This window comes from Acidipila sp. EB88, assembly GCF_003858395.1.
In the GTDB taxonomy this organism is placed as follows: domain Bacteria; phylum Acidobacteriota; class Terriglobia; order Terriglobales; family Acidobacteriaceae; genus EB88.
In genome coordinates, this window is record NZ_QWEV01000005.1 from 404,660 (window position 1) to 417,390 (window position 12,731).

Consider the following 12,731-nt stretch of genomic DNA (forward strand, 5'->3'; position numbering starts at 1 on the left):
ATGGCACGTTATCTGGTCACCGGCTGTGCCGGTTTCATCGGTTCGTGGATCGCCGACACCCTGCTGCGGCAGGGCGTCTCCGTTTGCGGGCTCGACAATTTCGAAACAGGGCGGCGCGAGAACATCGCCGCTGTGGAAGCAGCGGCCGCCGCCAGCGGCGCGGAGTTCCGGCTGTTTGAAGCAGACCTGCGCGATGCCGACGCGGTGGCGCGGGCGGTACGCGACACCAGCAGACACGGTGCGGAGCTCGAGGTGATCTTCCACCAGGGCGCGCTGCCCTCGGTGCCTCGCTCGATCCTGGACCCGCGCACCTCGCACACCGCCAACATCGATGGCACCTTCAACCTGCTCGAGGCAGCCCGCGCCCACGGAGTGCGCCGCGTGGTGTATGCCGCGTCTTCGTCCGCCTACGGCAACCAGCCGGGCTTTCCACGCGTGGAAACGATGGTGCCTATGCCGATCGCACCCTACCCCGTGCAGAAGCTGATGGGCGAGCACTACATGCGGTCGTACTGGCAGGTGTATGGGCTCGAAACAGTGGCGCTGCGCTACTTCAACATCTTCGGTCCGCGCCAGGTGCCGGACTCGCCCTACTCCGGCGTGATGGCCCGGTGGACGCTGCAGATGATGCAGGGCAAGCAGCCCACGATCTTCGGCGATGGCGAGCAGGGGCGCGACTTCACCTTTGTCGGCAATGCTGTTTCCGCCAACCTGCTGGCGGCCTCGGCGCCGGCGGAGCGCGTTGCGGGTCGGGTGTTCAACGTGGCCTGCGGGCAGCGTCACACCCTGAACAGAACCTTCCAAGTCTTGGCCGAACTGCTCGCATTTAAGGAACCGGCGCTTTACACGGCCGAGCGCACGGGTGATATCCAGAACTCGCTGGCCGATATTTCAGCGGCGCGCGCGGCCTTCGGGTATGAGCCGGCGATCAGTTTCGAGGAGGGTCTGCGGCAGACAGTGGCCTGGTACCAGCAGCAGTACGGCGACGTGGCGGCGGCAGCGGGAGCTACGCGCCCGTAGTGGCGGCCAGCGGCTTTTGTGCCCGGGCGTCGGCCCGGGCACGCACGGCGCAGGCGCTGTTTGCCCCCGCGCAGCCGATAGGGCGGATGCAGTACTGGGCGCTCAACACCACCAGCCCGATCCACAGCAGGTCTGCCCCGAGCAGGTGCGTCACCTGCAGCCAGGTGGGCGCAAGCAGCAGCACATCGGCGACGCCAAGCACGATCTGGATACCCACCAGCGACGCCACCCAGTTCCCCATGGCACGCAGCGCGGGATACCCGGCATCGCGGGTGCGGATGACCAGGAACAGGATCCAGGCCCCCGCCACAAAGCTCAGCGTGGGGTGGATCCAGCGGATGTGCAGCAGCCAGTTGGCGGAGGGTGAGAAATCCTGCGCGAAGGCTTCGGCCAGCGAATGCGCGGGGTAGAGTGTATCGCCCAGCGCGGCCAGCGAGCCGCTGACGCCCACACATAAGGTAGCGGCCAGGCCCACAAAGGCGAGCGGGGCGTGCGTAAGCTCCACGCCGCCCCGCATCCGGCCATTGATACGGCTCAGAAAGTGCGCGGTGAGGGCGAGGGCTGCCAGCAGCAGCAGGGTGTTGGCCAGGTGCAGCGATAGCCAGAAGGCGCGCATCGGGGACTGGTCGGTGCCGGTATGCCCGAGCAGGACCAGCAGGGCGCCCAGCAGGGCTTCGTTGAAAGTGAGCACGGCGGCCGTCGCGGCAAAGACCCGGGCGATGTGCCGGCGCGGCGCGCTGCGCCAGCACCAGGCCACCAGCCCGACAAGCGCGATCACGGCGATGCCCGACGTGGCGCGGTGCGCGTACTCGATCATGGAGGCCACGGTCTTCCAGTGCTGGACCATGGTGCCGCCGCAGAGCGGCCAGTGCTCGCCACAGCCATTGCCCGAGCCCGTGGCCCGCACCACGGCTCCCCACAGGATCACGAGGACGTTGTAGGCGACCACGGCCCAACTGTAGCGTTGCAGCGCGAGAGACGGTGAGGCTGGCGGCTGGGCGGAGGATGCCGCGGATGCCCCGGAAAGAGGCAGCGCAGCGGAGCCGGGGCGGTGCGCCGGAATGGAAAGAGGCGAGGCCATAAGGGCGCGGTGGAGCAGGCGCGACTCAAATGATTCTACCGCTGCTACAACCCTTTGCGGCGAATTGGAATCCTTTCAACAACTATGACAACAAAACGCGTCTTTTCTGCAATCTCATCCGTCCTGCTGGCCTCTGTTCTGGTAACCCCTGCCTCTCTGCTGGCTCAGACCGCTGGCCAGGATATGCAGAACGCGGGTACCGACACCAAGAACGCGACCAAGGACACCGGTCATGCTGTCTCGCACACGACCAAGAAGGCCTACCACAAGACCAAGCACGGCACCAAGAAGGCCACTGCCGACACCAAGAGCGGCACCACCAAGGCCTATGACAAGACCAAGGAAGGCACCACCGTCGCCGCCGACAAGACCAAGGAAGTCTCGGTAAAGAGCTACGACAAGACCAAGGAAGGCGTGCAGAAGGTATTTGATCCCAAGGCCGAGAAGAAGACGGTCGCCAAGGACAAGACCAAGGAAGCGCACATGGCCGGTAAAGACGACCTGAACCAGGACAAGCAGAAGATCAAGGACACGACGCACCAGTAGTCACATTCTTTCGCTGTGGGCGCTTTCAGGCGTCCGCAGTCCGAAAGTCGACCAACCCGGTTTGGGTACCGGGCATCATATCTAGTAGACCTTGCCTGCAGCCTCTGCGACGGACCGGCTTTTTCGCCGGCTGATCGCAGGGGCTTTGTTCTTCTGCGGGCAGCCTGATTGCCACCTCAGGCAGCGCGGGCACCCTTAGCCGGACGCCAGCTCCTTCGCCCGGGCAGTGGCGCGCATCACCGCCTTGATCAGCGTCACGCGCAGGCCACCTTCTTCCAACTCAAGGATTCCGTCGACCGTGCACCCGGCCGGCGTGGTGACCGCGTCCTTGAGCAGTGCCGGGTGATACCCGGTGTCAAGCACCATCTTGGCCGCGCCAAATGTGGTCTGCGCCGCCAGAAGAGTGGCGATGTCTCTCGGCAGGCCGACCTTTACACCTGCTTCCGCCAGCGACTCAAGAATGATGTAGATGAAGGCGGGTCCGCTGGCCGAAAGCCCGGTCACGGCGTCCATGTGCTTTTCGTCCACGATCACGGTGCGGCCCACGGTGGCGAAGATCCGGGATGCCAGGTCCATCTGCGCGTCGGAGACGAAGCGCCCGCGGCAAAGCCCGGCGATGCCCGCACCGAGCATCGATGGCGTGTTGGGCATCGCCCGGATTACCGCGATATCCATGCCCGCAGCCTGCTCGATGGCGTCCGTTTTCATGGAGGCCGCAACCGAAATGATCAGCTTCTCGGGTGTAAGCGCCGGACGAACTTTCTCAAGCAAATCATTGATCTGAAACGGCTTGACGGCCAGCAGCAGGATGTCGGCCTGCTCGGCTGCGCGCAGGTTGTCGGTGGTCACGTCCACGCCCCACTGGGTGGCGAGCACGGTGGCCCGCTCCTCGTGTGCGACCGTTGCGGTGATCTCGGAGGGGGCGAACAGCTGCTGCTTCAGGAATGCCTGCAGCAGGATGCCGCCCATTTTGCCCGCGCCGAACACGGTGATGCGTGGGCGTGCTTCCACCTGGTGGGCGATGGCCCCGCTTTCGAGAATTTCTGGCGTCATTTTGCCGCTCCTGTGGGTTGTTGTGCGTGGTTTTGCGTGGCGATCCAGGTGTTGATCCGGGCTTCCAGAACATCGAGTGGCAGGGCTCCTGCGCCCAGCACCTCGTCGTGGAAACCGCGATAGTCAAAGCGCGAGCCGAGCGCAGCCTGCGCCTGGGCGCGCAGCTTCAGCAGTTCAAGCTGCCCGATCTTGTAGCCCAGCGCCTGCGCGGGCCAGGCGATGTACCGGTCGGTCTCCGCCTGCACCGTGGCTTCATCAAGACCGGTATGCGCGTGGAAGTAGTCGACCATCTGCTGGCGGGTCCAATGCTGGGAGTGCACGCCGGTGTCCACCACGAGGCGCACGGCGCGGAAGATATCGGTTTCGAGGCGTCCGTACTCGGAGTAGGGATCCTGGTAGAAGCCCATGTCCTTGCCGAGGTGCTCGGAGTACAGCCCCCACCCTTCCACGTAGGCGGTGTAGCCGGTGTACTTGCGGAACTCGGGAATGCCGGTCAGCTCCTGCGCGATGGAGATCTGCAGGTGATGCCCGGGAATGCCCTCGTGGTACGCGATGGACTCCACATTCGCCAGCGAGCGATGCGCAAAGTCATACGTGTTGATGTAGATCGTGCCGGGGCGCGAACCGTCCGCGGTGCCGCCGTCGTAGTAGGCGGGCGCCTGCTCTTTTTCCGAGTAGGCCGGCACCGGCTCGACGCGCAGCTGCGCCTTGGGCAGGATGCCGAAATACTGCGGGAGCTTCGGGCGCATCGCGTCGAGATCCTTGCGGTATGCGGCGAGCAGCGCTTCCCTGCTTGCAGGGTGCTGCCTGGGATCGGCTGCGACCGAGGCGCGCAGGGCGGCAAGATCCTTGAAGCCCAGCTTTTTGGCGATGGCCAGCATCTCGGCTTCGTCGCGTGCGACCTCGTCGAGGCCGACCTGGTGGATCTGCGCCGGAGTCATGTCGGTAGTGGTGCTCTGCTTCACGCAGAACGCGTAGTAGGCATCGCCGTCGGGCAGCGCCCAGGCCCCGGGGTCAACGCGCCCCGCCGGGATATAGGTGCCTTCGACAAACTTCGCAAAACGCGCGTACGCCGGCAGCACGTCCCCGGTGATCGCGCCCAGCAGCTCCTTGCGGATGCGCGCCTGCTCGGGAGCAGGAATGGACGCGGGGAGCTTGGCAAGGGGACGCGCGAAAGGGCTGTCCTCCGCCTTCTGCGTGGCCAGGGTCTCGGTCTGCTTAAGCACCTTTTCGAGCAGGATGCGCGGTGGCACGCGGTGGTCCGCGATGCCGGCTTCGATCGAGTTGGTGACCTGCTGGAACGCGGCCGGCACCGCGTGCATGCGGGCGATGTAGTCGTCGTAGTCCTTGACAGTGTTGAAGGGAGCAAGCGTCTGCAGCTGGGGCAGGTTCACCTGGATGCCGGCGAACTGGTTGACCGGCATCTGCCAGGGTTGGAACAAGGCGCCCTGCTGCTGCTCGATCAGCGAGCGGAGCATCAGGTCTTTCGACAGCTTCTCCTGGTCGGAGAGTCCATCGGTGCTAATGGAGGAGAGCTTCGCGATATAGCCGAAGCCGCGCTCGAGGGTGCTGTTGTAGGCGGTTGCGGACTCGTCGTCGAGGCGGTCGTTGTAGCGGGGGTCGCCGACGGCGGTGGCGAACTCGGGCGAGTGTTCCAGGCGGTCCTGCCAGATCTCGTTGAACACGGCGGCAAGGGCTCTGGAGCGCTCGGGAGCCGGGGCGGCAGGGCCGGGCATGCCTGCGGTGGCAGCAGCGGAGCCGGGTATGGTCTGCACTGGCTGCGCCGGCACCGCGCCCTTGGGAAAGGTTCCTGGATGCTGCGCCAGGGCGGGCACGGCGGCAAGCGTGAAGAGCGCGAAGCGCAGATGCGGAAAGCGGCGGAGAAGGTCCATAGCGTTTGGAGGGGGTCCGATCCAGGGTAGGGGGTGGCAGGAGCACAGGCGCTGCCGCTATGCGACATGGCGCTGCATGGCACTTGATCGTTCCACAGGGTGCGCCCGGCAGTGGCGCGTGCCGCCCGGGGCGAGGCATCTCTGTGTTGCCGAGTGTACTCCATGCGTGGCGGGTGGCTGGGCGGCGCGGCGCGATGCGTTCGGGTGGGCGTGGGGCGGGTGAATTGCCGCAGGCCGCAGGCAGCGTGCGTGGGCTGGGCGCAGCCTGGGTGCGGCATGGGTGCGGCCTTCATGCAATTTAGGCGCAGCCCTGTCCGGTCGCACCGCAGACGCGGCATGTGTTCCGACCCCGCAGCCCGCCGGGTCTTTCCGGGGCAGCCGGGCGATGGCGGGGCGGGAGCATGCGAAGAGCGGTGCGGACAAACCAGCGCAGGGGCGGCTACTGCAACCGCCGCATGCAGGACGCGACCGCCGCATCGGGCTGGTGCATGGAAGCGTCCGCGCCAGAACCCGGACCTGATTCTTCTGCTTCCAGCAGTCGGTAGAGGGTGGACCGGCTGATCCCCAGGAGTCGCGCGGCCCGCAGCTTGTTGCCAGCCACACTGCCGAGCACGCGATGGATGTGTCGCAGGATGGCGCGGTCCAGATCCGGGTCCAGGTCCGGTTCCAGGTGCGCGTCCGCATCAAGGTGAGTGTCCGGTTCACGGCTTATGCGCAGATCGGGAGGAACAACCGGCTCGAAGCCGGACTGGGCACGGTCCCGTTCGCCGGCAGGTAGAACCCGGGCAGGCGCAACGGGGCCACCGGCGTGCATGGCTCGAATCAAGGGTGCTTCCATGCCGGTGCGCGGGGCTGCCGAACGGTTCGCCATGGCCGCGACCCCGATCGATGCCGAAGCATTGTGGGAGGCATCCTGCTTGGCGCGCAGGGCGATGCCGGACCGCTCGGCGAGCGAGGCCGAAGCATAGCCGCCGACCGGCAGCAGCGGCACGGCCCGTGCGAAGCCCTCGCGACGCAGCATGGCGGCGTCGGCTGTGGACGAGCCGCGGGGCTCGGCAACGGCAACCCGGCGGTCAGTCATGTAGCCGGATGCCCGGTCGAATCCCTCGTCGAATACCTGGTCAAACACTTGGTCAGACGCGTGGCCGGTCGTGTGGCCAGTCGTGTGCCCGGCTGCTTCCACCGATGGATCGTCCGGATCGTCACGCCGGGGGCGCTCCCCTGCCGTTGTTCCGGACAGATCCCCGGCAGCTGCCGGGCCGGAGTGGTTCGCTCCGTTGTGGGCCAGGTGCCGGGCCACAAGGCCGGGGGCTGGCGCTGCTACAGGTACCCCACCCGCCATACGGAGAGGCGCGAGAAGGTGCGCTGCCGTGTGCCCGGAGATGCGGGCACACGCGCGCGCGGAGTTCTGCTCCGGCAAACCTTCCAGCACGAGGTGTGCCGGCTCGATCACGCCGGACCCGGCCAGCGCCGCGGCACCACACAGCACGCGCTCCAGCTCTGCCACGTTGCCGGGCCACGCATACGCGCGGAGCCTCGCCATGGCCCTGGCGGCGATCTCCGGCGCGGACCCGCCGTTTCGAGCGGCGAAACGGGCGAGCATCTGCCCGGCCAGCATCGGGATGTCCTGTGGGCGCTCCCGCAGCGGCGGCAGCCTGAACTCCGCGTGGGCCAGCTGTTCGTAGAGCTCCTTGCGCAGCCTGCCCTGCAGCATCAACCGGCGCAGCGCGCGCTCTGTGGAGACCAGCAGCAGTCGGGGGGCGGCAGCCGGGCCGCGCCTGCTGCCCTGCCGGCCGGCCTCATGGCTCGAGGACACCTCGCTTCCAGGGCACCTGCCCGCGCTCTCGCCCGCCTGCACCAGCCAGCCGAGCAGGTGCAGCAGCCTTGCCTGCTGCTCATGGTCCAGGCGGTCCACCGCGCTGAGGTAGAGAGTGCCGCCGGCTGCGGCCGCAAGCTGCTCCGCCAGGCGATCCCCCTGGAAGAGCGTGGCGGCCTCACAGGCCACAAACGGCCCGGAAGCCATGGGACAGAGACCGTGCAGCGTCGCGGCAGTCAGGCGACGGCCCGTACCGCGCTCCCCATGGATCCAGCCCACCCGCAGGTGCGCGGCAACGCAGCGCATCTGCAGAAACAGCCGCTCCATTTCGTGGCTGCGGCCGTGCATGTTGCCCAGCGTCCAGCGCAGCTCCTGCGCGCTGGTCAGCGGGGCAGGCCGTGCATAGCTCCCGATGGGCGATCCTGCTGGCAGTTCTGGGGGCGATACGCGTTGGGACGCCATGCTTGCTCTCCTGGGTGGCTGTGTGCAGCGCACGCAGGAGATACATCGACGCATCCGGCAGGAACATGAGAGGAATGCGAGCGCTGCCGCCGGAAAGCGACGAGCGCCGACTGGGGCCGCACGCGCACGCCTCGCCAACCCGTTGAGCACACCCCGCCTGTCACGGGGCCAAGAGTGGCATCGGCCAGCCAAGCCCGGCGCCTCATCGCGCGTGCCTCAGTGCTGCAGTGAGCCTGTACGCATGCGCGTCGAGGGCTGATCCGAGGCGATCACCCCGTCGCGGATCGTGACCACGCGATGCGCGTACTCCGCGATGTCTGGCTCGTGGGTCACAAGCACGATGGTGTTGCCGCCGCGGTGCAGCTCGTCAAACAGAGCCATGATCTCGTCGCCGGTCTTGGAATCAAGGTTGCCGGTGGGCTCATCGGCCAGGATGATTGAAGGCCGGTTGATCAGGGCGCGGGCGATAGCCACACGCTGCCTCTGGCCGCCCGAGAGCTCATTGGGACGGTGGTCCATGCGCTGCTCAAGGTTCACGGCCGTGAGCGCAGCCTTGGCCCGCAACAGCCGCTCCGCCGAGGGGGTGCCGTTGTAAATCAGCGGCAGCTCCACGTTGTGCAGTGCCGTGGCCCGCGCGAGCAGGTTAAAGGTCTGGAACACAAAGCCGATCTCCTTGTTGCGGATCCGCGCCAGCTGGTCGTCGTCGAGCTCCGAAACAAGGTGCCCATTGAGCCAGTACTGGCCCTGCGTGGGCGAATCAAGGCAGCCAATGAGGTTCATCAGCGTGGACTTCCCGGACCCGGAAGGCCCCATGATCGCCACGTACTCGTTGTGGCGGATCTGCAGGTTGACGCCCTGCAGGGCGTGCACCTGCTGCTCGCCCATCTCGTAGGTCTTCCACAGGTTGTCGACCACAATCACATGGCTCTGCGCTGCTTTTGCCGACTCTTCCCGCGCTGCTTCCACAACCGCCATCGCCCCTCCAACCACACGTTCGCGCGCTCGTTCCAGTTTAGGGGGTCGCGCTGTCGCTCGTCGCGAGCTCTGCGGCCGTAACCGCCTTGACCGCGGCATTCTCCTTGAGCACGCGCAGCACCTTGTAGGTTCCCGTGACGATCTGGTCGCCAGCATGGATCGCGCCTGACACCTCCATGTTGGACGCACCGCTTACGCCGGTAGTGAGGGGAACAAAGTGGGCGTGGAGCTTGCCGGCTTCCTTGCGCACCACGAACACGCCCTCCTTGCTGCCGGTACCGGACGCGCCGTTCGCCGTGTTGTTTGCCTCGCCGTTCCCCGGCTTCGCAGCCGCCGGGGGCGGGCACAGTGCCTGGATCGGGATCGCCAGCACGTTCTTGTGGTCGGCCGTGACAATCCGGGCGGTGGCTGAAAGTCCGGGACGCAGGGCGGACACATCCTGGCCGCCGTCGAGCGTCACGATGACCTTGAAGTCCTTGGCCTCCTCGGTGCCGCTGGTGGACTGGCTGGTGGCCACGCCGCTCGAACGAAGCAGCGCCTGGTCCCCGACCTCGGTCACGTGCCCCTTCAGGATCTTGTCCGGCAACGCATCCACCGTGACATTGACCGGCTGGCCCATGTGCACGTTGACGATGTCGGTCTCGTCGATCTTGACCTCGGCCGTGACCACGGACATGTCCGCGATCGTCATCAGCGTCGAGCCTTCCGCATTCTGGATCCCGATCACCATGGTCTCGCCTTCGCGTACCGGCAGGTTGGTGACGATGCCGTCATACGGCGCAACGCTTACGGTCTTGCTCAGCGCGTCCACATCGCTACGCAGCGTCGCAACCGCCGTGCCCAGGTGTCCGCGCGCCGAGTCGGTCTGCGCCTTGGCCTGGTTCAGCGCGGCGTTGGACTGCGCTAGGCTGGCGACGTCCAGGTCCAGCGCCGCCTTGCGGGCGTCGAACTCCTGCTTCGAGACCAGCTTCTCGTTGTACAGCTGCCGGTACCGGTCGAAGTCGAGCTTCTTCTGCTCCAGGTCTGCCTGGGCGTGCTCGATGTTGGCCTGTGCGGTCTGCTCGGCCGCGACGTAGGAGGTGATATCCGTTTTCGCCGAGGAGATGGACTCACGCTGGGCGGCAACGCTGGCCTCCGGCTGCACATTCTCAACCGTGGCCAGGATCTGCCCGCGGTGCACGTGGTCGCCTTCCTTCACGTACAGGTGCGTGATGCGACCAAACGCTGTGGCGCCGATGTTGACATAGGTCTTGGGTTTGACTTGCCCGGTGCCGCTGACGGTCGCCTCGACCTCGCCGCGCTCCACTGTTCCCAGCAGGACCTTGGTGTACCCGGACTGCACCTGGTGCACTGTGAAGCCCACGATCGCGGCAAGCGCGATCAGGATTGCCACTGCCACTGCTATCTTCTTCCACCGTTGCTTCATGCGGCCTCAGGACGAGGAATTTGCGTCGCGTGCACCTGGGTGCTGGCCAGGAGTGACGCCATCATAACGCGCTCCCGGGCTGCGTCCTCGTGCGGAATGCGCACAAACGCCTCCATCGCCCTATGCACCCGGGAATGAAAGCGCGGGGGCGTCCAAAAACCAGCGCCGGATCGCCCGTCCAGCCTGGCTGCGCAGCCTTGCGGCTATGCTGGTTGCGTACGGGTCCCCGCGCTGGCAAGGGAACCGAAGCGTGCCGGCGTGATTGGCGCAGCACACAGGAGAATGCGATGAAACAGAACCAGATGCGACGTGCGACCTTGCTGCTCTTGCTGGGGTCGATGATGCCGGTGCTTTCGGCCGGGGCGCAGTATGTGCACGTGCAGCCTCCGCCGCCGGTGGTGGAACGCCCACGCCCCGCGCCCGGGCGCGGCTATGTATGGATCCCCGGGTACCAGCGATGGGACGGCAACCGCTTTATCTGGGCTCCTGGAAAGTGGGCGATCGCGCCACGACCGCGCGCGGTGTGGATGCCGGGTCACTGGGATCGCAGTCCCAACGGTTGGCGCTGGGTTGCGGGTGGCTGGCGCGGATAGGTTCCGCGCGAAGCTGCGCCTGCCCGCAGGCGCCCGAGCGGAGCAACAACCCGCGGCGGCCCCGGGGCAGCTCCTGCTGATCCCAGGGCGGCTCATCTGGATCGCTCTGCACGGGCAAGGGTCCCGAGGCAGCAAGGGCGCCGCGGTACTGGCCGCCCTTGCGTGCGTACTGAAGCCGGCAACCCTGCAGTACCGGTGGCTCTGCCGAGATGGCGACATGCGCGTGGTTCAGGCGGGCAGTACCGCGTCGGGTAGTACCGGGCTGGCGAATGCTGCTGGGCCGAACGATGCGGGGAACGATGCGGTGAACAACGAAGCGCCAGGAAACGACACTTCAGGCAGCGTGTGTTTTGCGCGGCACCCCGTAGCGCATGCGTGCGGGCACAGCAACGGCGGGAAGGCTGGCTGACCGCGCGCTGACGCCGAAACGCTGCCGAAGCCGGAAGATCCGGCGGCACAGGCCACACTCCCAGGGGTAGTAGCCGAAGTAGGTAAAGACCACCCGCTCCATAAATCCGAATCTGCCGTGCCGCCGCAGCTCTGCCTTTTCACAATGGGGGCAGTTGGGCATTTCGCGCCACTCCCCACTCAGGTTCCGCCGACTCTTCATCTGATTGCTCCTAAGCAACCACGTGCAGACTCTCTCCCTATCGGCAGCGCGCAGCAAAGCACGAGCCAAATGGCCTGGAAGAGAAAAAATTGTGTACGAACGCAGGACCGGGGCCCTGATGAACGTAGAACTCTTTAGCACGGGTAGTTGGGATCACCTTAGACAACACGGAGCGGCGGCACCAGCGTGAAATCGCCTCGATCCCAACAAAGACTCACCAAGGTAATTCTCCCGGCAACAGCAGGGTCGCCGGACACCCGGTAGACCGGGCAGTCTCGCAGCGGCGGGAGACGGCGGGCCTGAGGGATGGGGCGGGGATGAGCCCTGCCGGAGGGTGCGGTGCGTGTCGGGCGGGGCAGAATGACACCGCCCGCGACACTCAAAGATCGATGCCAGGCGCGTAGAGGGTGCGCATCTGCAGCTACAACTGTTCAGCACAAGCGTGCTGCGCAGCCCGCACCCGGAAGCAGAGAAGCTTCAGCGCGAAACCTGGACCTGCCTGGATCAGGATTTGGAAGTACTTTCTACTCTGGATGGTTCAGGACGGCAGCACGGGATTCCGCTCGCTAGGCTGTGCGCAGCGCCTGTTCGCCGAGCATGTGCTGGGCCAGCCGAATCAACTCGTGGGGAGGAAACGGCTTCAGGCGAAACACTATGCGCTCCGCGTCGTACTCGCTCTCGGCATCGGCAAGCCCGCTCAACACCAGGATGGGCAGATCCGGGGCAAGCTGCACGACATGCTCCACCAGTTCCGGCCCGTTCATGCCTGGCATCAGGTGGTCGGTGACCATCAGCCCGATCGCTTCGCGAGCCTCCGGGTTCCCCAGAACGGCCAGCGCTTCCGAGCCGCTTCCGGTGATCCGCACCGGGAGGCCGGTACGGGCCAGGATGGCGCCACGGGCCTGGGCCTGTATGGGATTGTCATCAACCAGCAGAATTTCGAGTGCCATGTATTCCAGTTTCAAAGCAAATTGCGCGGTCTTTCGCTAAAGGAGGGATGTGCGCAGCTTGTGAATGGATGCTCTGTCTGCACCATATCGTGAGCCTTGCCTCCCCTGACCGGGGCTGGCGTACCTCGATCGTTCGATGCAGGGGCGCATCCACCCAAGCCAACGATGTTTGCGATAGCCGTTTCCCCCTGGAGATCTATGTGGCTGTCAACGTGTCGCCACCCACACAGGATTGCGCGAAACGGCGAGCAACCGTGCTGCCGTCTGCGACAATAAAGCAGGGTCACGCGCGGGGATTCGCCCGCCG

Annotated in this window: 11 protein-coding genes; 3 read left to right on the forward strand and 8 right to left on the reverse strand. The window is 66.0% G+C overall.

The features are described from left to right. Complete coding sequence (locus D1Y84_RS02570; RefSeq protein WP_124847130.1) at positions 1–1,020, forward strand: SDR family NAD(P)-dependent oxidoreductase; 1,020 nt, start codon at positions 1–3, stop codon at positions 1,018–1,020. Here D1Y84_RS02570 and D1Y84_RS02575 read toward each other — a convergent pair. After that, on the reverse strand, positions 1,007–2,101 hold the full coding sequence (locus D1Y84_RS02575) for a COX15/CtaA family protein (RefSeq protein ID WP_124847131.1): 1,095 nt from the start codon (positions 2,099–2,101) through the stop codon (positions 1,007–1,009). The two genes, D1Y84_RS02570 and D1Y84_RS02575, sit on opposite strands and share 14 nt — an antisense overlap. A gap of 183 nt (positions 2,102–2,284) precedes the next feature. Here D1Y84_RS02575 and D1Y84_RS02580 point away from each other — a divergent pair, with 183 nt between their 5' ends. Then, positions 2,285–2,647: a hypothetical protein gene (locus tag D1Y84_RS02580; RefSeq protein WP_124847132.1), complete on the forward strand. Its 363-nt coding sequence runs from the start codon at positions 2,285–2,287 to the stop codon at positions 2,645–2,647. A gap of 195 nt (positions 2,648–2,842) precedes the next feature. Here the strand turns inward: D1Y84_RS02580 and proC are convergent, their stop codons facing one another. The 5 genes from proC to D1Y84_RS02605 form a co-directional block, all read right to left on the reverse strand. Continuing rightward, the gene (proC, locus tag D1Y84_RS02585; RefSeq protein WP_124847133.1) at positions 2,843–3,700 is read right to left on the reverse strand and encodes a pyrroline-5-carboxylate reductase; all 858 of its coding nucleotides are present in this window, start codon (positions 3,698–3,700) and stop codon (positions 2,843–2,845) included. After that, the gene (locus D1Y84_RS02590) at positions 3,697–5,592 is read right to left on the reverse strand and encodes a DUF885 family protein (protein WP_233581019.1); all 1,896 of its coding nucleotides are present in this window, start codon (positions 5,590–5,592) and stop codon (positions 3,697–3,699) included. Before D1Y84_RS02590 ends, proC begins: the two co-directional genes overlap by 4 nt. A gap of 439 nt (positions 5,593–6,031) precedes the next feature. Next, entirely contained in the window at positions 6,032–7,870 is a 1,839-nt protein-coding gene (locus D1Y84_RS02595; RefSeq protein ID WP_158615276.1) for a sigma 54-interacting transcriptional regulator, read from the reverse strand. A gap of 216 nt (positions 7,871–8,086) precedes the next feature. After that, positions 8,087–8,845, reverse strand: a complete 759-nt coding sequence (locus tag D1Y84_RS02600) for an ABC transporter ATP-binding protein (RefSeq protein ID WP_124847136.1) — start codon at positions 8,843–8,845, stop codon at positions 8,087–8,089. 37 nt (positions 8,846–8,882) lie between these two features. Further along, positions 8,883–10,244: an efflux RND transporter periplasmic adaptor subunit gene (locus D1Y84_RS02605; protein ID WP_233581025.1), complete on the reverse strand. Its 1,362-nt coding sequence runs from the start codon at positions 10,242–10,244 to the stop codon at positions 8,883–8,885. 314 nt (positions 10,245–10,558) lie between these two features. On the opposite strand from D1Y84_RS02605, the gene D1Y84_RS02610 reads away from it, so the two are divergent. Then, positions 10,559–10,864 (forward strand): hypothetical protein, encoded by a 306-nt coding sequence (locus D1Y84_RS02610; RefSeq protein WP_233581027.1) that lies wholly within the window; start codon positions 10,559–10,561, stop codon positions 10,862–10,864. 334 nt (positions 10,865–11,198) lie between these two features. Here D1Y84_RS02610 and D1Y84_RS02615 read toward each other — a convergent pair whose 3' ends face one another. Next, positions 11,199–11,474 (reverse strand): hypothetical protein, encoded by a 276-nt coding sequence (locus D1Y84_RS02615; protein WP_124847138.1) that lies wholly within the window; start codon positions 11,472–11,474, stop codon positions 11,199–11,201. A gap of 566 nt (positions 11,475–12,040) precedes the next feature. Next, positions 12,041–12,424, reverse strand: coding sequence for a response regulator (locus D1Y84_RS02620; RefSeq protein WP_124847139.1), 384 nt, complete (start codon positions 12,422–12,424; stop codon positions 12,041–12,043). Between the last annotated feature and the right edge of the window lie 307 nt (positions 12,425–12,731).